Source organism: Candidatus Saccharibacteria bacterium (assembly GCA_016699955.1).
Classification (GTDB): Bacteria; Patescibacteriota; Saccharimonadia; order Saccharimonadales; family UBA4665; genus JAGXIT01.
This window is the reverse complement of record CP064993.1, coordinates 710,587-731,134: the sequence shown is the minus strand read 5'-3', so window position 1 is coordinate 731,134 and position 20,548 is coordinate 710,587. Positions and strand designations below refer to the sequence as shown.

The following is a 20,548-nucleotide window of genomic DNA, read 5'->3' as shown; positions in this document are numbered from 1 at the left end:
ATGGCTGAGTGGGTTCCTAACTATCCAAATACGCCAGCCGTCATGTCTGCTGCTGCCGTATATTGGAATCTTGCAGGACATATTTCAAGGCACCCCAACACCCACTTAAACCAAGAATTACGAGACGGGATCTATGGGCAACTAATGTTTTTTTCCGTGCCAAACTTGACTCCTGAGCCAACCCCTAAAGCAGAAACAACTACTCCGCCACTTACTCAAGCGCTCACCAGCACACACTATGGCGGTTTATTGTCTATAAACGGTGGGCTAGCTTATCAGGAAAGACTGAAGAGTGGCGAAGACATTATCGGTGTCCAATGCAGCCCACAATCGGTTGACCCGCCGCCACTCGCTGATACAGACAAGCTAACAGCTCGTCTGCTGGTATTTAACCGTGATTCATTTTTGCCTAGCGGTTTTATAGGTGAAGCTATTGCAACCGCGCTTAAAGCATCGGGCCATTCGTCCGGTTGGGTTATCGCCGAACAACAACCAAATAGTAGCTGGAAGGTATCACCTGATCTTCCAATAGAGATTGTACCAGGAATGGTCAGTAACGTCGCCGTGGCAGCAGCATTTGGTCTAGCCCTCACGCGTAGGGTAATTTTTCCACAAAGTTATGCCGATGACGAAAAAATACTAATGCGTTAGTAATACAAACAAAATGCGAACATTGATTACCGACCAGCATACAAAAGGAGAGCCAACCGATAACCCAAACCTGCGAGCACAGACAAGGGAATTCAAGGCTTAATAAATATATTGAATCATTGCTTGGCCAAAACAGAAAGCCACAATGGGCGAGCAGGTGAATAAAAAGAGAACATAGTTTATATGTCGCACAATGTATATTTTGCGACGTGAATATCTTCTTTCAAGATGATTGTGTGTACCCCTATTAACGGGGGAGTTTTGGCAGCTGGGCTTCAAAACTGCTAACTTAGGTCTCCCCACACTTTATGTGGGATTCATAATTGCTCTCTGTATGCTTCACTTGGTTGGGCTTATAGTACGTCGCGGCTTCAGTATAGCTAGTGTTTGCTTTTTTATTGAAACGCTATTGCAGTATGCGTTTATTTGACTTTTCCACAGGCACGTTGTGAAAACATTTGCTTTTTCACGCATTTGACTTTTTTATAGCTCTTCCCCTTTTTGCCTCCCTATCCTGCTCTGTTATATATTTGACACTGCCCTACAATGCATGTGTCGTATGCTTTTTTGCAAGATAAAATGCAGTACGAACATTTTGTGAACACTAGCGGGGTAGCAACGGGGGGATTGCTCGTCACCGCGCTACTTGTAATACGCTCTGCCAAGCACCCTGACATCGATATATTCAGGTCGCGCGGTTGGCTCCAGTTGTTGCAATACGGCTACTGCTCCCCCGCTCTGTTGGAGGGCATCCGCCTGCAAGTTAAATCTCACTAGATACGACTTTCCCACAAGCGCTAACTGCATTTCGTACGGTGCATCTGAAGGCAGCACAATCCTACTTATAGTGAAGCCCGCCTGCTGCATCTGAAATTTAACCGTTCTAGCAAAGCTAACCGTAGAAGCGGGAAGAAATTGTTTTCCGACTTCGGGGACACGATTGCTAAGTTCGGCCATTGTCACAAGTTCCTTCTCGGGTGCTGGAAGTTTGGCGAGCACATACCCATTGTCTGCCAGACTATATAGGCCCATGGGTGACTCTATCATGAAAGAGGCGCGCGAAGGAGTAACGTACACTATCGGCCGGTTACCAACCAGGGGCACCGTGACTACGACGCTGGCAAGCTCAGGAAAGCGTTGCTCTATATCTGTTGCTACCCCACGCGTGTTTAATGTAATTTTATTTCTGTTCAACAGACTGCTTTTCAGAGAACTATTGGCAGTCTCGGCATACGCATTTTGAGGTAAATCAAGAGTTTGTACATTTTCAGTTATAACAATCTTACTATTGGGCGTGAGCAGAACAATTTTGAGGGCACAGAGCAACCCAATAACAACGCATACCAGGAGCATTGCGGTATGGATATTCATGCCTGAGATAACACGTTTTTTTTCGGGGGAGGCATTTGGTCGGCTTCGGGTTGATGTTCCGGTATTATCCGACGGCCGTGCCTTATAGTACAAGTATTGCGGACGACTCCCGGCCTGTTTCGGACGATCACGACCCGGGACGAGTGGTTTTTGTTGTTTCTTATGCCATTTCCAGACCATACTGACTACTAGCCACCCTTCCCTGTTGCTATGATGAGCGTAGCTAGCTCATTTGCAGCCTTTGGCCGCGCAAACACACCGATGGCCGTTTCTAGCGTTGCCCGGCGGGCAGGGTCTCGCAGCAGGCCAGCAACCGTGCGGCCAAGTCGTTCAGGCTGCTCGGCCTGTTCTTCGGTGAGCTCGAGCACGGCTCCTGCTTTAGCAAGAGCCTGACTATTTTTTACATTCCACGCTAGCTGTTTCGAAGGCACCAGCAGACAGGCTTTATGCTGAAGCGCAAATTCAGCGATACTACTCATACCACCTCTCGCAATTATGACATCTGCGGCTCCGCTGAACTTATAAAAATCCGCTGCAAAGCTGTATACACGTACTCGGGTACGGGCAGCCTCCAGCTTGAGACTTTCATACATATTATTTGTTTCCTGCTCAAGCGCGCGCCCTGCAAAATGCAGAATAATCAGATTTGGAAAGCGAGATAGTAAATACCGGCTATTGTTAACGACAAACTTGTTGAGCATCCGGGCGCCGTTTCCCCCGCCAGTTACCAACAAGACTTCATCGTACGCCTCCAGCCCCAGTTCTTTTTTATACTCATCTCGTAGATTCGTGCCGACAGGCTTATGATTGTGGCCGACGGGCATCCCAACCATGCGGATTTTGTCCTGAGGATACGGATATAACTCTGGCGGAAGCGCCACTGTATGAAGATGAGCCCACCGCCCTATCAGACGATTTGCGAGGCTTGGCAAGCTATCCGCATCGTGAGTAAGGTACGGAATGCCGTGCATTTTTGCAGCCAACGCGACTGGCACACTCACAAAACCGCCACGGGTAAAAACTACGGCTGGTTTGGCCTTCTTGAGCAAACGAAAGCTTTGTATAAAACCCTTTATAGTCCGAAATACATCACGTATATTCAGCGCCTGAGTCTTTATATCAAACAGTTGTCTCCACCCCTCCCCGCTGTATCGTCGCAGTTTTCCAGCCGACACGGTTTGTATTTCATCAATATCTGGGTTGGCTTTAATAATATCAAGTAAATCATCACCGTACTGACCGATGTACATCACGTGGCATGAGGGTAGCTGCCGCTTCAGTTCATGGGCGACTGCTAGAACCGGGGTGATATGCCCCCCCGAACCGCCGCCTGTCAATACTATGTTCATGTCTATCCCTTTGCTGGCTACCCATGGCGCGCCGTGTGTTAAAACTTGTGTAGTGTGAAACCTGATAAACAAGCCCAAGCGCTGCGCCTACGAACAGAACGCTTGTACCGCCGTAGCTTATCAGTGGCAAAGTAATGCCCTTTAGGGGCAATAGTCCTATCATAGCACCAATATTGATAATTGCCTGCGTGCTCAGCCACGCAAGCACCCCGACAACAACCAATCTGCTAAACATGTCGGGCGCCCGTTCAATAATTAGCCTCAGCCGAGCAAACAGTGTTACAAACAACGCAAGTAGCACCATTGACCCGACAAAACCGAACTTTTCTGCATATATCGCAAAAATCGAGTCATTTTGGGCTTCTGGCAAGTAGCCATACGCTTGAACGCTCTTACCAAGTCCTAGGCCAACTAACCCACCGGAACCAACGGCAATCAAAGCTTGGCATGCCTGATGTCCCGCCTCTGTCGAGCAGTTTGCTTCAGGGTGTAAATATGTGTTGAGACGTTCTCTTCGGTAAGGCGTTGAGGAAACTGCCAGCATGGTTCCAAACGCAACTACCAAACCGATTGTCATTATCCGGCGCATAGGCATACCCGCAACAAACGCCATTATGGTTGCCATTGCCACAATTACTCCGGCAGATCCTAAATCACTCTGTACAAACGCCACAATAAACCCTATCACGCCAAGTACAAGGACAAGCGGCTTAAGCGTCTTTCTGTAATCGCCAATATTTCCCTCGCGTATCCGTGCGGTCAAAAAACCGCTGAGCGCAATCAGCAAGGCAAACTTGAGTACTTCGACAGATTGTAGCGAGAAACTACCAAAACGAATCCAGCGATGTTGTGGGTACGCGGGTATCGCTGGTGTAATCAGGGCAACCAAGGTACCGAGCGCGGCACCCGCTAGCAGCCACCAACGCCATTTTTCCCACTTTGCAAGTGGAGTTCGAGCAGTCACAAAAAAAGCAACAATACTAAGCAGAATCGCAACAACCTGGTGCACAACATAATTTCCGCCACGAAGCTCGGAAAGCGCCGGACTAATCGAATATACCACAATCAGTCCAACTGCCAACAAAAACGCCACAATCACAAGGAGCCAGTAGTCAGGCCGGTGCTTTCGAAGCACCTCTGTTGGTCGGCTGTTTCTTTGTCGCTGGGCATAATATTCAGACATCTCTACTCCAATGCACGGCAACCAAACGCAGCACCGCATCGTCTCCCTGGTAAAAGTGACTTATAGGTACTCCTGGTGAGTTTGAGACGATGGAGTTCTTTCGTAAGTCGAGTACAGCAAAGCGAGCCGTGAGTGTTCTATGGGAGTTAGTTTGTTTGTGTATGTTCATTTTTTCTTTTTTACTTGTGGTATTGCTTAGGTTCTAGCCGTATCGACCCATTACGAAAAGTGCGAGTCCAACTAACGCAGCGGTCTGGCCAATCACCCAGAAGCGCATGGTTACTTTTGCTTCAGGCCAACCAATCGCCTCGAAATGGTGATGGATGGGTGAAATACGAAATATTTTTTTACCATTCCGTAGCTTTTTAGACGCAATTTGCAAAATCACAGAACCCGCCTCAGCCACAAATACAAACCCAATAATTGGAAGAAGTAGCACAGTATCTGTGTACATGGCTATCACGCCCAGGGCTGTACCGAGCGCAAAAGATCCAACGTCACCCATAAAAAATCGTGCTGGGAACACATTAAACCAGGTGTAGCTCATGAGCGCTCCTACCATGGCCGCGCAAAAACCGGCGACACCGTACTTGCCTTCAAGCACGGCAATAACGGTATAGGTTGCAAATGCAATAGTTGTTAACCCTCCAGCCAAACCATCAAGCCCATCACTGATATTCACCGCATTTGCCGTTGCTACAACTACAAGGGTAAAAAGCGGTATAATCCACCACCCGAGCACCAATGAATGCTCAAGACCTGGCAACTGTATGCTGTTAAACCCAAGTTTATAGTAAAAATACCAGCCCGCCACCGCAGCCACCAGCGTTATTAAAAGAAACTTCAGTTTTGACGGTAACCCAGCTTTGCCGGTTCCATCTCCCCGCAAATTGATAATGTCGTCCAAAAGCCCAACAGCCGCGGCGCCGACAAATGCTGCCAGCGGCAACCACGTTTCCGCTCTTGACCAGTTGGCACTCAACGTCAAAATAGCTACAGCTGTTATAAAAATAACGCCTGCCATGGTTGGAATATGCCGCTTGTGCTTCTCCCCGTGCAACTTCATAAACACTGTAGCTTGCGTGCCTGTCACTGTTTGGGTACGAGGTTTTTTCCAGAGATGCCAGCGATACGCAACGGTCGTGTAGAGAGGAGTCAATGCCATTGAAAGCAAGAAACCCCCCACGCCAAGTAAGACAATTTTCAATAAACTGGAGCCTTCAAGCGTCGCCGTAAGTAACTGGTCATTCATATTGTTTTTCCTTTTCCTGAAATCTGTCGTGTAGTATAGCGCATTGTCTTCCTCGGGTCACCTTACTTTGTTTTCGGAGTTACGTCATAGTTATTTATAAGCATATGAGCAATCTCAGCAAAAATTGGTTGCCCAGTTTGCGCCCCCGCATAGCCAGAATAACCGTGTGGCTCTATGTTGTAGACAACTATGGTGTACTGGGGCGTATCTCCACCGACATAACCTAAAAATGTTCCGTTAAACACATCTTCTCGGTAAAGATGCGTCTTTTCGTCAATAATCTGTGCCGTGCCAGTTTTACCTCCCACACTATAACGACTGTCAAAGCGCATGTACGGAAAACCTGCCGTGTGTGCTTCGGTAACATAGTCGAGCAGTTCAACCATGCTCTTACTGGTTTGTGCAGACACAACATCACGAGACAGCACGACCGGCTTTTTTTGCACCACATCCCCCGCCCCGCTCACGGTTGAGGAGATCAGGGTCGGTTGGTAGTATGTGCCACCATTTACCACGGCTCCGAGTGCACTCGCCATTTGCAGTACGGAAGCTGAATATGCCTGGCCAAAAGACATATTTGCGTAAGTTATATTTATACCGTTATCTTTGTCCACTGGGTCAGGCACAAAGCCCGCTCCCTCGTAGCCCTGCTCAATACCGGTTGGCTTCATAAACCGAAAATGATCGACAAAATACTTATAAAGCTTCGCTCGTCCGGTATCATTCAACTTTCCACCGCCCATCTGCATCAGCGTCCATGTTGCACCGGTGTTAAGGGACAAATTCAAAAGACTTTTAATCGTCTGTGTCCCGTTGCCAGTCCCCTCTGCGACATTGAGCACTTTTGCGCCGTCAATCGTCCACTTGCCAGGGTCATAATAGGAAGTATTTTTCGTAATTGCACCGCTGTCTAACGCTGCCGCAACTGTGAAAACCTTGGTTATCGAGCCGGGTTCTATGGGGCTGGCAACGCTATAGTTTTGAAACAAAGCACCATCTTCAACTGTTTGGTAATCTGCTGGATTATAGGTCGGATAGTTCGCCATTGCTTTTACAGCGCCGGTGTTTGTTTCCATCACAACTGCACTGACATTTTTTGATCGAAACTTTTCCTGAGCTGCCTTAACAATCGACTCTACCTGTGCCTGCATGCCCATATCGAGCGTCAGTGTCACATTCTGCCCTGCCACGGGCTCAACAAGCAGGTTTTCGCTGCTGGCAGCAAGTGGAACACCGTTCACATCGGTAATGGCCTTCAGGCGGCCTCGTGTGCCTGCAAGCGTTTCGTCAAGTGCCTCTTCAACGCCGTACTTACCTTCGCCATCATTATTGACAAAACCAAGCAGCTGGCCAGCCATGGTTCCTTGCGGGTACACTCGGTAATTCATCTGCTGCGATGCAATACCCGGATATTTCAACGCCAATAATTTTTTGTTATCATCTGGTGCCACCCGACGTTTTAGCACAACATAGCTTGTATTTTTACTTTGAAGCTTTGCTTCGACCTCACGAGCATCTAGTCCCAGCATGGGAGCGATAGTCGCAGCGGTTTTTGCATGATTTTTTATAATACTAGGGTCAGCAAACACCGTAAACAGTTTCTGATTTAGAACAAGCGGTATTGTTTCTCCGTTCAGCTGTGCATAAATGGTCCCTCGTTCCGGCAGGACATCGTACTCACGAGTTTGGTCGCTCAAAGCAAGCGACTTATAGTGGTCATACCGAATGACCTGAGTATAAAATAATCTCACGGCAAAGACCCCGAAAACAACGACAATTAGCGCATACCATAACCTGGTGCGCAGAACGGGGTCAGTCTGTTTGCTGTGAGTTGGTTTCATGAAGGTACTTGACTAAAAATCTACCGAACACTGCCGCTTGGAGCCACTGCCACGAGCTTTTTGGCTTCAGCAGTTTGTTTTACTGTGGCCAGTGACTGCAAACGTGCTGATGTTGCAGCCAAGTCGTCGCGTTCACTTTGTAGTGCAGCATGTTCGTGTTGCAAATTATTAATTGTGTAGCCGTAGGCATTCGTTTTTGTAACTTGCGTTAGATATAAAAGCCCAAGTAAACATGCCAAAACAATCAGCACGATTGTATTACTAATAGGCCCTAGCCGTCTGTCTTTCGGACGAAAGCTCACCGAATTATGCCCGCGAACCGCGAGCTGTTGACGACCAAGCGCCATACTTGATGAATAAGTCATATGTTTGTTTTTGTTTCCTTTTTTACAAAAAATGCCTTGTAGTGATTGGTGCTGGCGGAGCAAATGCTCCGCCAGCAGCCTCGGCCTTAGTGACCCACTTTGACGTGGACTTTGTAGGCTCGGGAGCTACTTTTTACCCGTATAGGCATATCGAGTTCCCTTTCTTTTTTTATTTTCGCTGCAAGGCTCGAAGTTTTGCGCTTCGTGCCCGCGGATTAGTAACTGATTCAGTGTCGTCGGCCACGACTGGATGCTTTGTGAGTAAACGATACTCGGCGTCATAACGATCGCCTGCAACGTCTGCAAAAGCCTGCTTGATGATTCGATCCTCAAGACTGTGAAAGCTAATGACCGCAAGTCTTCCCCCCGGCTGTAATAGTTCGAGCCACATGGGTATGCTGCGCTTCAGCTGTCCGAGCTCATCATTAACTGCAATACGAATTGCCTGGAAACTACGTGTCGCAGGATGCTGCTTGCTTCCCCTCGGAAGGGCACCCGCAATCACTTCAGCAAGCTCACTTGTTGTCCGAATGGGACGACGAGCAACAATTGCTTGAGCCACGCGCCGAGCACGATTTTCTTCACCATAACGGCGCAAAATATCTTCTAGCTCAGCTACCTGGTACGTATTGACGATGGTATCGGCCGTAAGCTCTGCGCGTTGATCCATCCGCATATCGAGCGGACCATCCAAACGAAACGCAAAACCACGTGACGACGTGTCAAGGTGCAACGACGAAACACCCAAGTCCGCCAATATCATATCGAAATGCTCGCCCTGCTCCTGCAGCGACTTCGAGATTTCTTCGAAACTGGCATGCAATACCCGCGCACCCTGGTCTGCCAATGGTTGTAGCGCTGTAATCGCAGTCGCGTCGCGATCGACCAGCGTCAAACCCGTCGGCTTGTGGGTGTGTTTCAGTACCGCCGTCGCGTGCCCCCCGTAGCCAGCCGTCAGGTCGAGGTAATTTTCCCCCTCCACTGGTGCAAGGTACGTGAGCACTGCCGGTAGCAGTACAGGCTTGTGTATGGTTTGTGACATAGTGCATGTCGTGTCTTTTTTTATGTTTGTATTTGTTTTGGTGATTTTCGCAGCTTATTTAAGCTTTGTTTTTGTTTTTAATGCGTAACAAATTCTAATTGAAAATGTTTGCGCGTTTATCACCTATTTAGCAGCCAACTTTTTGTTTTGTTTGTAGTTTTTGTTTTTGTGGTGTTTCCGGTCCGTATGTAAGGAAGCAAAAGTTTAGTAAGATTTAAAAAATCTTGTAAGGCTTCCTACTTCCCGGAAACTAAGTGAGAGACTTATGTGTGAGGTGGAGTTTTGGGAGGTGTTTTATGGAAAGAACTAAGGTTTTTTAGCGTGGTGCCTTCGGGTTGTCCACGTGTTGACTGCCAAATAGGTGACCCTAAAAAATTGAATATTGAATCATGATTTTAGAATCATGTATCCGTTTTTAGGTCTATTCGTTTTTGCATGATTCAAAAATCAAAAATTCGTGATTAATGTTTCATGCTTTCTCTAGGTTGTTAAGGTTATATGATTGCCCTGCAGGACACTATGCCTGCTCGGCTGCTAATAAACGCCAGTAATTCCCTACACTTACCGCGGTGACACCTTTTTGTATGCCCGCATAATCAAGTAAGTGCTGTTCCAGGGTTATCCGCCCCTGCTTGCCATCGAGTGATTGCTCGACCTTGCCCGTACGAAATTGCACGTTCAGGTCTGCGATCCGCTCGTCTAGGATGTCGCCGGCCAACCTTGGTTCAACAAGGTTATTCCAGACATCTTTCGGGTAGAGGTGCAGATACTGCCCAAATCCACGAGTGATTACTGCCCCGCTAGCAAACATGTCTCGAAGCTCGGTCGGTATGGTTAACCGCCGTTTATCGTCAAGTTTGCGCTGGAAGTAATCCACCTGTGTCATGGCTATTGTATTGTTTTAAGTTACAGTGAGTTTTTTATTTTTGTTTGTCTGCCTAAAGTTCGAGAGAGCTTTTTGGCGGGCTACCTACTTTTACCCACTGACATCAGTTTACTACCCACTATCACCCACTGCAATACACAAATGTGAATATAGTGGTATTATCCACACCATTTCTCCACAGAAAATACACGTTCGTTGCTACTGCTTGTTGGGGGGTTCAAGAGTAAGCGTTCTTTGACCTTGTCCTGGGATACTACATATTCCCGTAACTGTTACCTCTCCAGGGGTGCCTGCCATCAGATTTAAAGGTTTGCCATTAGAACCGTACAACGCAACTTGGTCACGTGTTGCCGCATTAACATTTGCATCCGTTGGCGAGAGACCAACCTTGGCCAAAGCAGAAACAACTGCGTCACTAACGAGATCTCCTGGCCCAATGGTAAGTTGCCCTTCAATACACGTTTTGCCCCTATTATCATGTGTAACTGTGTACGAATCACCACGTTCAACGACTGCTGTTGTCGTACGACTAGCTACTGCAATGGCGGCACCTGTTGCACTGGCGGCAGACAGGGCAAATGGCAATAAACGACGTAACAGTTTTTGCTTGCGTGTCAAGGGTGCAGCGGCCTGTTCTGGAGGGTATTTAGGCGACACTTTCTCACCGTTTGAGGAGAAAAGTCTAAGATGCCGGGGGGGCTTTGTCATGTTACGATTATATACGTTTTATAGTTTTTTGTCAATAGGGCAAGTTTATGTTCCACTTACGCGGGCGGGGCGAGCAAAGCTGAGTTGGGCATGACCAATGTGGGTTTCTGCTTCCCGCAAATGGGTATGGCTAAAGCCCTCCCCGTTACCGTGACCCGGGCTGTAATAGACAGCCGCTATCATCCCCTCGCTCGTTTTCATAGCAGTGATGAGCAGCGCCGCTATACCCACATACATTCCGACATGTAAATGTACCGGGTGCATCTGTAACCAATTCTGTTTCTTTTTTGTTTTTGACATATTGTTTGTTTCTTATAGAACTACATTATATTAGCAAGACATAACCGTTTTGTCAACTCTATGTTTTGCTATGCAGGATAACATAGTAAAAATCACCCCTATTACTCCCCCGTCATCAGAAAAACAACTACCCCTCTTAATTTCAACCCCGCTCGGCTGTCGATATGATAAGGCTTAAAGCTCTACTACCAACGGGATGCCGTTTTTAGGTTCGAGGAGCGTAGTTAGACTCGAGTCACGCAAAACCTCACCTCTGCCACTACTACCTCGTACGGGTGTTTGGTTTTTTGTGGCGAAAATCACGGTATGCCAGCTCCCTGCGGTGCTGATCAATCCCCTCTATATATTCGTCAAACCCCTGAAGTAGCGTCGAAAACCGTCGGTTTGGCGCGAGTACCTTCAGTAGCTTCTTTTCGTCTCTCAGGTACTCAATAAGACTAAAGAAGTCGCCGTCACCACTCACAATCACCGCTTTGTCATAGTTTGGCAGCTCTTTCATGGCATACAGTACAAGGTCTGCGTCAATATTCCCCTTCACCTGGGATTTTTCTGTCTCCTCTGTTTTCTTGCCCATATTTTCACCTGGTTTGCTAGGTTTTGATACCCCGGACAAAGTCGAGGAATCTTCAACGGCTTTTACTTGCTGCGTTGGTTTGATATCCACAGTCGGTTTTAGCACAACCAAAAAACCATGAGCGTACATCTGCTCGTAAAGTGATTCGTTGTCCGGCATGTAGCCAATGAACATAAACGCTTGCTCGACGTTGTACTCAGACTTAAGCCATTCCCGAAACTTGTGCCAATCCATCTTCCACCCGATCTTCTGCACCCCAAGATTCAGGTTTTGACTGTCAATAAATGCATAATTACCCTTCGGCTTTGGCGGCGCCACAACAGGCTTAGCCCCCTGCTTCCGTTTTACCCACCAGGGCTTTCTGCCCCCCTGCCCTGTCTTTTGATTTTCCGTCATACCATCATGATACCAGAGTGAGATAAAATTGCGACCAACTACGAGTGCTAGTATGACTCCTGACGAGCGTTGCGCTAAGTGGGTTCGGAGATCAGTAATTTGAGAAGACTGGGTGCATATTTTTCAAGCTTCATTTTTCCCATGCCTTTTATGGCTAGTAGGGCTTGCTTGGTTTGGGGACGGCGGGTGGCAAGTTCTTTCAGTGTGGTGTCATGGAAAACCATGTAGGACGGGATTTTTTCTTTCGTGGCCTGGGTGGTACGCCATTTCTTGAGCATGCTTAAAAGAGCTTCATCGAGCGCTGCTTCAACCTCATTTTTCTTATTATCTTCGGTATAATCGGTTGTTTTTAACCCCATTTCTTCAGAACGTTCACGCAGATACACATCGTACTCATATATAACTGGGTGCATGGCAAGTGCCGTGCGGTTTACGCCGGCCAGATATACACCATCCATGCTCCTTACTCGGGAAAGCGCCACATAGCCCATACCTGGTGTAAAGGTGCGACTGAGGTCAATTTCGGCAGCGTCAAGACTCATCCCCTGACTTTTATGTATGGTGATTGCCCAAGCTAAACGTAGCGGCAGCTGCGTCACCTCAGCCTTTACCCGACCGTCTTCCTCGAGTGACCAGCTATGTGGCTCAACAAGCACCTCACGTCCGCCAGTCGTCACTACCAGAGGGGCGGTATCGACAAAGTCTATCACCATGCCGCGCGTTCCATTGACAAACTTACCCTTTTGGCTATTTGCCACAAACATGACTTCCGCACCTCGCTTAAGCTCCAGCTCCTCTGGCGCCAAAACGCTTTTCATGAGCTGTTCACGCTTTGCAGCCACGCCTTTGGCTTGCATGGTGTATCGGCGCGCCGGCGCGGTGATAGCGCGCAAGTGGCGCTGGTTAATGCTGTCGACATCAACATTGTGTGCGTAGAGCCGCGTTACTGCCTGCCCTTCATCTGCCGTAAGGCCCATACGTTCATGCAGCGCTGCTTCGTGATATTCATTGACGTCACCGCGGCGCATGGCAGCAAGCAGATCTAACAGCGTATCACCAACAGCTTGTCGGTGCTGTTCCGTCAGGTAGCAAATAATTGGATCCAGTTCTTGCCAGGCTGCACTCTGGTGTGCAAAATCTGCCACATCACTACCGCGTGTAACTGGTGGCAGCTGAAACAGATCACCAACCAGAATCACCTGAAGTCCGCCAAATGGCTTGTCACTCTGACGCATTTTTTTAGCCAACTGGTTGATCATGTCGAGACGGTGGCCGTGCAACATCGAAACCTCATCTATCACCAGCGCATCGGTAGCATTATATCGTTTCACCAAATTTGACTTTGCACTCAGGCGAGATACATCGTACTGGCTCAGGCTATCAAGTATCCCCAAGCCCGACCAGGAGTGGATTGTACTACCGCCAATGTGAGTAGCCGCAATGCCCGTACTAGCCGTAACGGCGACATTTCTCCCCCGCGATTTTGTGAGACGAATGAACTCATTTAGGACATACGTCTTCCCTGCCCCAGGCGCGCCCGTCAAAAAAATGGACTCTCCGTCCATCATCAATCTCAGTGCCTGCTTTTGTCTCACTCTATCGCTCTCCTTACGCTACGTAAAACCCTTGTCGTCGCACCCTACCCTGCCTCCGCAAGCCCTCGCCCTCCCCATCCTCATCGCATACCAAACCTACTACCTACAGTATACCCCTTCAGACTACACGCAAAGCAACTCTCTGAATATATTATTCACCTAATTTTTAGATTGTCCGGCCGGACAATCTATTTTTGTATCAAGATTGAAATGCAGATTTAAATCGATCTATAAGTACCGACTCGTGGTCAATGTGAGCTGTTATGATATAGGTTACAAATTGGCTAATAGCCATTTTTTCGCAGACAACTGATATTTCGCGGCGAGATTCGAACGGATGAATCCAGACGCTTTGATGTAAATATTTATAACCAAGCAGACGTAGTTTCATTGTAAAATCTCGCCGTGTCATATGCATATTCTCTGGAATATCAAACATTACAATTCTCCACTGTCCATCCCACACTTTTGGGGTTGGTATGGCAAGTTTTTCATAATCCATACGTTTTAACCGCAAGCGACCTAGCGTCGTTATTTCTAGACCATTCTGAGAATTTTCCGTTAGAAGTTTTTTGGATTTCATATAGGCAAAAACCCTTGCAATCTCTCGCTCCTGAGCTCTTTTGTCGAGCGTGTCAAAAGCTTTACGCATTGGTTTGTTTAACCCAATGAGTGCATTTGGCGCTACAATCATCGTGCCCGCAACTGCTCCAGCAATAACTAGCCTAAGAATCTCGTCCACAAGGGCACTGGTCTGTGCATTTCTCGCCATAATTTAGATTGTACGGCCGGACAATCTAAAATGCAATGTATACGAGCATACGAACAGGCTAAGAACAGCAGCTGTCATAAGTTTTTTTGACTGTTAATTGCAAGTGTTTGTAGTATGTTTTATTGTCAAGGTTTTTTGTGACGTTTATTGTTACTCTTTTGGTTACGCTTTTTGGCTGATTGTCGGACTACTTCTCCGCCTGCTGCTTGAGCGAGGTTTAGGGCACCTAGCGTGTTAGCTACTGCCGCCAGTGGAGCAGCTAATACGGCCCCCACAGCAAAACAGGCTGCAGCACCAAGAGCGTTGATATTTCGGTACAATCGAGCCAATCGCTCTGTTTTATTCTGACTGGTTGGTTTTTTAGGCTCTTTTTCTGACATTATATGCCTTATTTTAAACCCTGCTCGGCATAAGTACTACCTACCCCACTTAATTGATAACCAAAATAAGCGAAGTACCCGAGCATAAGGGCGAGATTTAGAGAGCATGATAAGTACTCTCAGCTTTGTGAGCCATTTCTTTCCAAATGTAGATTATTATGCCTCTTCGTCTTTTGCCTTGAGGGGACGCTTTTTAATAATTTCGTAGCGTTCGCCAGTTAATGGTGATTCCCAGTAATCATCATTTATTATGTTTACAAATGTCGTCAGACTTTTTTCATCTAATATTATGATTTTACCCTGGTCATCGGGCAATAGTTCTAGGTCCATATCCTCAGCGTATTCAAGTGCTTTTGCTTGGGTTACCCTACCAACTTCAAGTTTTTGCAGCTTCTGAATAAGCTGTTTTTTGCCCTTTAGAAGCGCATTCAGCCCAACCCCTTCGGGGAAACTTAGCCCGTAAGTTTCCATAATCTCGCGGACTTTACTTTCGGCAATTGCTGCTTCTTTTGCATCGTATCCAAAAAGGGTCTTTAGCTTTGACTGATTAAAAACGTACAAATCCTGGTTTAAGATCAACAGCTGTGGGTCGGTTGGTAGTCGAAGTGCCGCCTCTGCGTCAAATGGTACAAATTTGTCGGAGCGCAGCATCCACCCCTGTTTACCTCTCATTACCTGAGACTTTGGCAACACCTTTGCAAGGTAAAACGGCTTATCCATTTCTGGGTGACTGACTCTAGCCATGACACCCTTCATATGATTGATATCGTGTTCGTCGTCTTTGAATAGCACGATTTCACGCTCCTGGGTTCGCAGCCAGCCGAGCGTTTCGCGAAGTTTCTCTACTTTAAAAACTTGCGTTCGCTGCAAAACGCCCGTTTCGGCCTCAGCGTCTTCAAAACCTCGTACAATTAAGCCCTTTTCTGCTCCCTCGAGAATGTAATCGAGTACTTCATCAACAAAAATTGGTTCTAACTGTTTTTTGAGGCCTTCCGCCATGGCTGTTTTGTACAGCACATAATTTTTTGAGATAAAAAAAAGCTCAATCTTGAGTTCATCCTTATACTGGACCAGGTTATTCGCCCACGCAAATACATCGGTTTCTTGGTAGTTATCTCGCTCTTTTTGGAGCTGCTGTTCAGTGCTAGTGTCTTCATCCATGCCAGCATTGTATCACCGAAGTGAAGACACCACTGTTGTGTTATCGTCTCCTTTTACGCGGCTACTTCTTTCGGACAAACATTTTAAAAACGCCTAACAGCAGCGCAAGTAGTCCGGCGTTCTTTTTGTTAAACAAACCAGACACGATATCTCCTAGGCCACCGTCGCCTTTGCCAGTTTTTTGACCAAGTAGAATGCTCACTAACCCGCCGACATCCAGCCCCTCAGACTGTTTTTGTTTGCCAAGCTGACCAAGCACTATCGGTGCCAATGTGCCCAATATATCACCGGCCGCAGAGCTGCTTACCCCAGCATTTTTTGCTACCGTATCTGTAATTTTATCGCTTTTATCCCCAAAAATGTGTTCAAGTATTTTTGTGCCGTCTACCTTTGTTGCATCGCTGCCAACCGCCCCAACTAGATCATTTAAAATTGATCCATTGTGATCTTTGCTCAAGGCGTCGTCCAGTTTTTCAGCCGTTTTGCCATTACCCGCTTCCTGCTGCAAGCCACTCAAAATCGCTGTAAGCGCAGAATCCACCGCTGAATTAGTCTGTGATGAATCTAGCCCGTTGCGCGAACCAAGTTTATCGGCCGCCGCACCAGAAAGCTGGTCAAGTATGAGCTGCTTGATATCCATAACTATTTCTCACACGCAATGCCGTCGTTGTCTCGGTCGAGGCGAGGCTCATAGCTGGCGTTAGAACGTTTGATATCAAAAACTCCTGCTTCAAAAGCAGCTGTGCAATTCGTAAACGTGCGCCCACCTGAATTTTTGCTTTCTTTCTGTGCTGCAACCTTCTGCTTCGCTGAGGCGCTCGCGGTATTCAGTGCATCTGTTTCACCCGTAACTTCGCCATTTGGCTGAGTTTGAATCGGTGAGTATTTTCCATTCACATTTGCTTGCGAGGGGTTGGTGAGGATGACACCAGCGTACCCTGCCCAAGCGACCGCCAGACCAAGTAATGCCTTTGCCCACGGACTCGTTTTAAAGCTTTCTGGATCACGCACGTACCATATGACTGCCGCAACAATCGGGATAATTGGTAGCACAATCAGCCAAAGTAGCCATCCGACTATAATGGTGCGAGCCGTCGTCCAGTTTTGATATTTATTGCGCGTTATCGGAAAACGCGACACAATCCAAACGGCACATCGTAGGAAAAAACCCGGATGTTCATAATCATTACGCTCCCCAAGCACCCGTGCATCCTTCGTCGCGGCACTATAATCCGTTGTATCAACCTTCTTATTTTTGTGCTCAGACATACCGACCCCTCCTCGTTATGTACTAAATGTACCACAATTTGGCACCTTCAGACAGCCTGAGTTATACGTCCGATACCAGGTTGTCCCTGCTGCGAAGTTCGGTAACCAGGTAGACTCCGTCTGACTCTTGCCGAAACATGACTTCATGCGGATTCATAAAATAATCGTTTGAACCGATTATTTGGTACACAAGCTCGGCGCGAGTTTCCGGACGAGCACGGAACGAATGTCCTCGGTATAGGAGGAACTCCGCGCTACCATGCGACGGAAGATTGTTGTCAAGCTCGACAGTTTGCCCAAATATACGAATTTTATCGAGCTGTATTTCAAATGGCGAATCATTGTGAATATGCACGCGAAGCTCAGAGTGATCACCACTGCGGTGAAAATGTGCGCTTGATACTTTTGCTACCGGATACACCTTGCGTCCTGAAGACTGCAAGTACGGATTTGCACCGTTTGCTGCTGGAGAAGCGCCGTGCCCGCCACTGGGGGAACCCTGCGTCTCCTTTTTGTCTGTTTGGAAAGCTGGTTCGCCAGAAAAAATTCTCTTAAGCACCGAGAAGGGTCCGTTAGTGTCAACATTGTTATCCTCATTTTGTCGCATGTTCAATTACTCCTTATGCCCGACTCAAGCGCTGTTTCAGCGGGTGTGAAATACGGCGGCGAAACACACCGCGCAAGAATTCTCCAGCGAGATAGTAGTACGGGAACACCGTAACTACCATAAGTGTACTCGAAAGCAAGCCAAAAATTAGCACGACCGCTAGTCCTTGCCAGAATGGACTCGTGAGAGAGAGCGGAATAATAGAAACAATGGCCGTTAAGCTCGTAGCGACAAGTGGTCGGAATCGCTCGGCGAGAGCTTCCTGCGCTGCATCAACGGGGTTCATCCCTGCCCGACGCGACTGATTCGCGTAATCGGTCAGGAGGATGGTGTTCTTGATGCTAAGACCAATTAGTGCAAAGAAGCCAAGCATTGCAAAGAAGCTAAATGCATTGTCTGTCAGCCATAGCCCCAGCGTAATCCCAAAAAGACTGAATGGAATTGCCATAAATATCAGTAATGGCTGCAATAGGCTACGGAACTGCGCTGCAAGCACTAAGTAAATGACGAGAAGTACTATCGGAAATGCGACTGCCAACGTCTTAAAGCTGTCCTGGTTTTCACTCTCCTGACCAAAGTTGAAGCTTACGGCATCTTTCGAAACACCGTAGGCAGCTACTTTCCCAGGGGTAAAGGTATCCTCTACGGCCTTCTGTGTTTGTGTCACAAGTGCAGTTGTATCAGTATCAACAAACTTGGCAGTAATACCCACATACGATTTACTGTCGACCCGGGTCAGAATATCGGCATTATCAACCGAAACGGTTTCAATTTTGACTTTACTGCCATCCAACCGACGAATATCGGCTGTTCGTATATAGTTAGCAATGTCGGTCGCCAGTTTTTCGGCCGCTGGACGGTTTTCATCCGATGCAATTCGAGCTGTAAAGTCTGAGGCTGGAGGCCCGGCGTCAATAGTCGTAATACCAATTTGAGCTTGCTTGAAATCTTTGAAAACCACTTTGAGCTGGTCTATGTACTCTGGTGCAGTTGTTTTACGTTTATTGTAGTCCTTGAGGTCTATAAAGAACTGCGCACTCTGCGCATTAGCCAGACCATAGTGCGCTCCGGACACAAAGTCCTCCCCGAGCACTGCCTGTACCTTCTGCAAAGCCACGTCGCTGATTGCCTCTGCTTGCTCTATCGAGGTACCTGTTGGAAAACGTAATGTTGCGGCAATCTGGTTCGTATCCTTTGAGGGTGGAAAGATATTAAACGTTACTTTTTGAAAGATAAAGCCGCCGGCGCCTATGAATGCAAAACTTAGGAATATCGCCGCCAATCCAACCCCAAAAAGTTTACGTTTGCTGTGTTGAGCCCACAGCATCGGCTTGGCAAGCCAACGAGCCACGCGAGCTTCGAAATTAGCCGCCAATTCATGTTCGGCTTTGGCGCCAACATGTTTTTCGCCAAGCATAATAAACCGTGCAAAAAACGGAATAAAAACTAGCGCAACAATCAAACTAATGACAAGTGCCGATATAATCGTTACCGGCATAACACGAATAAACCCGCCCAATATGCCGCCAACGAACAGTAAGGGAGCAAAGCTTAAAGCTGCGGTAGATGTCGCCGCTATCATTGCACGGCCAACCTTGCCGATAGCCGTTTTTACAATATCTTTCGCATCATTCTTGCGTTTCCGTTGGGCATCGAGCGCCTCAACGACAATGATGGTATCGTCAACTATGAGAGAAAGTCCTAAAATCAGCGCAAACAGCGAAATAGTATTGAGCGTATAGCCAATAAGTTCTAATACCCCTAGCGTAGCCAAAATAACAGTCACCATAGAAAGCACCGTGATGACCGACGCCCGCACCGCAATAACAATCGAGCCGATAATTAACACCGCTAGTAAGCCCTCGAGGAGCGTCTTTTGCAGCTCGCTGATTTGTTGGCGAATGCTCGGGGCAAAGCTTGCACTCACTCGCATAGCAAAACCGCTAGAGCTAAACTTGCGGTTGTAGGCATCGACCGCCTCTTTTAGCTGATCACCAAACGTTACAACGTCACCGCCCCTTACAATGCTTGCGCCAATCGGCACAGAGCTATAAAAGGTGGTTTTATCGCCAACCCGTTCGCCAAATCTCTCAAATCGGCTTTGCACATTTTGTGTTTCACCCGTCAGCGGATTCTGGGCCTGTTCAATGGGGCTAATAATAGACGCGTCTTTGACAAGGCTCTGTTTCTGCTCCCTGATAAACTTAGCAGCTTGCGTAGCAGCCGAAACAAGCTCAGGTTCAGGAAGTGCAGTATTCTTCGTTGAGAAAAAAGACACAACCGCATCATCACCGCGCTCCGTAAATCCGAACCGTGCCGCCTCAAACTTTAGGTTTCCTCCCGCCGGAACAATTTTCTGCGAAACCATTGCCTTCTGTAGCTCCTGGCTGCGGCTTGTCGCGTCGACCTTTGCTTCGTACTGTAGAACAACTGTCGCAAAGTTACCGAGACTATTCGTCTGTACCGTTTTTACCCCAGATTGTTTCATAAGATATTCGCTGACAGGCTTGGCTAAGTCGGTGTCGACTTTTGCAGCATCATTCACAAAGTACGTCGCTTGGCCAATTGCGTAAGGTACGTTGATTGGCGGAAAACCTTCCCTTTTGAGCAATGTTGTGTAGCTAAGCACGCCAAATCCAGCGACTATAAGACACAGTATGGCAGTTGTGCGAGGTCGCTGGAAGAAAAACAACGCAAAGCGCTGCAACGGTCGCAGTTTATCTGCTGAGTTTCGTCCCACGTTTTTTCTGGCTCCGTGTTTTTTCGGCATCAATAGTCCCCTTACACTTTATTAACTCTATTGTAACAAAGCAATCCGTGAAAACTGTATGAAAACCCACAACTCA

At 47.5% G+C, this 20,548-nt stretch carries 20 protein-coding genes; 1 reads left to right on the top strand and 19 read right to left on the bottom strand.

Going from position 1 to position 20,548, the window contains the following annotated elements; genetic code table 11:
- Positions 1-651 carry a hypothetical protein gene (locus IPL85_03730; protein QQS19373.1) on the top strand — a complete coding sequence of 217 codons (651 nt, stop codon included), beginning with the start codon at positions 1-3 and terminating at the stop codon, positions 649-651.
- A 642-nt stretch (positions 652-1,293) separates the two neighbouring features.
- On the opposite strand, the gene IPL85_03725 is transcribed toward IPL85_03730, so the two are convergent.
- The 19 genes from IPL85_03725 to IPL85_03635 form a co-directional block, all read right to left on the bottom strand.
- Complete coding sequence (locus tag IPL85_03725; GenBank protein ID QQS19372.1) at positions 1,294-2,202, bottom strand: hypothetical protein; 909 nt, start codon at positions 2,200-2,202, stop codon at positions 1,294-1,296.
- 8 nt (positions 2,203-2,210) lie between these two features.
- Complete coding sequence (locus IPL85_03720; protein QQS19371.1) at positions 2,211-3,371, bottom strand: UDP-N-acetylglucosamine--N-acetylmuramyl-(pentapeptide) pyrophosphoryl-undecaprenol N-acetylglucosamine transferase; 1,161 nt, start codon at positions 3,369-3,371, stop codon at positions 2,211-2,213.
- A complete protein-coding gene (locus tag IPL85_03715) occupies positions 3,304-4,554 on the bottom strand; it encodes a cell division protein FtsW (protein QQS19370.1) in 1,251 nt (416 codons plus the stop codon). Before IPL85_03715 ends, IPL85_03720 begins: the two co-directional genes overlap by 68 nt.
- A gap of 202 nt (positions 4,555-4,756) precedes the next feature.
- Complete coding sequence (gene mraY, locus IPL85_03710; GenBank protein QQS19369.1) at positions 4,757-5,806, bottom strand: phospho-N-acetylmuramoyl-pentapeptide-transferase; 1,050 nt, start codon at positions 5,804-5,806, stop codon at positions 4,757-4,759.
- 62 nt (positions 5,807-5,868) lie between these two features.
- The gene (locus IPL85_03705) at positions 5,869-7,647 is read right to left on the bottom strand and encodes a penicillin-binding protein 2 (protein ID QQS19368.1); all 1,779 of its coding nucleotides are present in this window, start codon (positions 7,645-7,647) and stop codon (positions 5,869-5,871) included.
- Positions 7,648-7,667: 20 nt separating this feature from the next.
- Positions 7,668-8,012, bottom strand: coding sequence for a hypothetical protein (locus tag IPL85_03700; GenBank protein QQS19367.1), 345 nt, complete (start codon positions 8,010-8,012; stop codon positions 7,668-7,670).
- 169 nt (positions 8,013-8,181) lie between these two features.
- A complete protein-coding gene (rsmH, locus tag IPL85_03695; protein ID QQS19366.1) occupies positions 8,182-9,054 on the bottom strand; it encodes a 16S rRNA (cytosine(1402)-N(4))-methyltransferase RsmH in 873 nt (290 codons plus the stop codon).
- A 517-nt stretch (positions 9,055-9,571) separates the two neighbouring features.
- On the bottom strand, positions 9,572-9,940 hold the full coding sequence (locus IPL85_03690) for a cell division/cell wall cluster transcriptional repressor MraZ (protein ID QQS19365.1): 369 nt from the start codon (positions 9,938-9,940) through the stop codon (positions 9,572-9,574).
- A gap of 198 nt (positions 9,941-10,138) precedes the next feature.
- Positions 10,139-10,648, bottom strand: coding sequence for a hypothetical protein (locus IPL85_03685; GenBank protein ID QQS19364.1), 510 nt, complete (start codon positions 10,646-10,648; stop codon positions 10,139-10,141).
- Between the two features lie 45 nt (positions 10,649-10,693).
- Positions 10,694-10,948 carry a hypothetical protein gene (locus tag IPL85_03680; protein QQS19363.1) on the bottom strand — a complete coding sequence of 85 codons (255 nt, stop codon included), beginning with the start codon at positions 10,946-10,948 and terminating at the stop codon, positions 10,694-10,696.
- 262 nt (positions 10,949-11,210) lie between these two features.
- Positions 11,211-11,918 carry an NYN domain-containing protein gene (locus tag IPL85_03675; protein QQS19362.1) on the bottom strand — a complete coding sequence of 236 codons (708 nt, stop codon included), beginning with the start codon at positions 11,916-11,918 and terminating at the stop codon, positions 11,211-11,213.
- Positions 11,919-11,992: 74 nt separating this feature from the next.
- A complete protein-coding gene (locus IPL85_03670) occupies positions 11,993-13,513 on the bottom strand; it encodes an AAA family ATPase (GenBank protein ID QQS19361.1) in 1,521 nt (506 codons plus the stop codon).
- Positions 13,514-13,712: 199 nt separating this feature from the next.
- Positions 13,713-14,285 (bottom strand): hypothetical protein, encoded by a 573-nt coding sequence (locus tag IPL85_03665; GenBank protein QQS19360.1) that lies wholly within the window; start codon positions 14,283-14,285, stop codon positions 13,713-13,715.
- A gap of 125 nt (positions 14,286-14,410) precedes the next feature.
- On the bottom strand, positions 14,411-14,665 hold the full coding sequence (locus IPL85_03660; GenBank protein QQS19359.1) for a hypothetical protein: 255 nt from the start codon (positions 14,663-14,665) through the stop codon (positions 14,411-14,413).
- A gap of 156 nt (positions 14,666-14,821) precedes the next feature.
- Entirely contained in the window at positions 14,822-15,826 is a 1,005-nt protein-coding gene (locus tag IPL85_03655) for a DUF4868 domain-containing protein (protein ID QQS19358.1), read from the bottom strand.
- A 61-nt stretch (positions 15,827-15,887) separates the two neighbouring features.
- Entirely contained in the window at positions 15,888-16,466 is a 579-nt protein-coding gene (locus IPL85_03650; GenBank protein ID QQS19357.1) for a DUF937 domain-containing protein, read from the bottom strand.
- A gap of 2 nt (positions 16,467-16,468) precedes the next feature.
- Complete coding sequence (locus tag IPL85_03645; protein QQS19356.1) at positions 16,469-17,095, bottom strand: excalibur calcium-binding domain-containing protein; 627 nt, start codon at positions 17,093-17,095, stop codon at positions 16,469-16,471.
- 61 nt (positions 17,096-17,156) lie between these two features.
- Positions 17,157-17,702, bottom strand: a complete 546-nt coding sequence (locus IPL85_03640; GenBank protein QQS19355.1) for a hypothetical protein — start codon at positions 17,700-17,702, stop codon at positions 17,157-17,159.
- A gap of 13 nt (positions 17,703-17,715) precedes the next feature.
- Positions 17,716-20,472, bottom strand: a complete 2,757-nt coding sequence (locus IPL85_03635) for an efflux RND transporter permease subunit (GenBank protein QQS19354.1) — start codon at positions 20,470-20,472, stop codon at positions 17,716-17,718.
- Positions 20,473-20,548 lie beyond the last annotated feature (76 nt).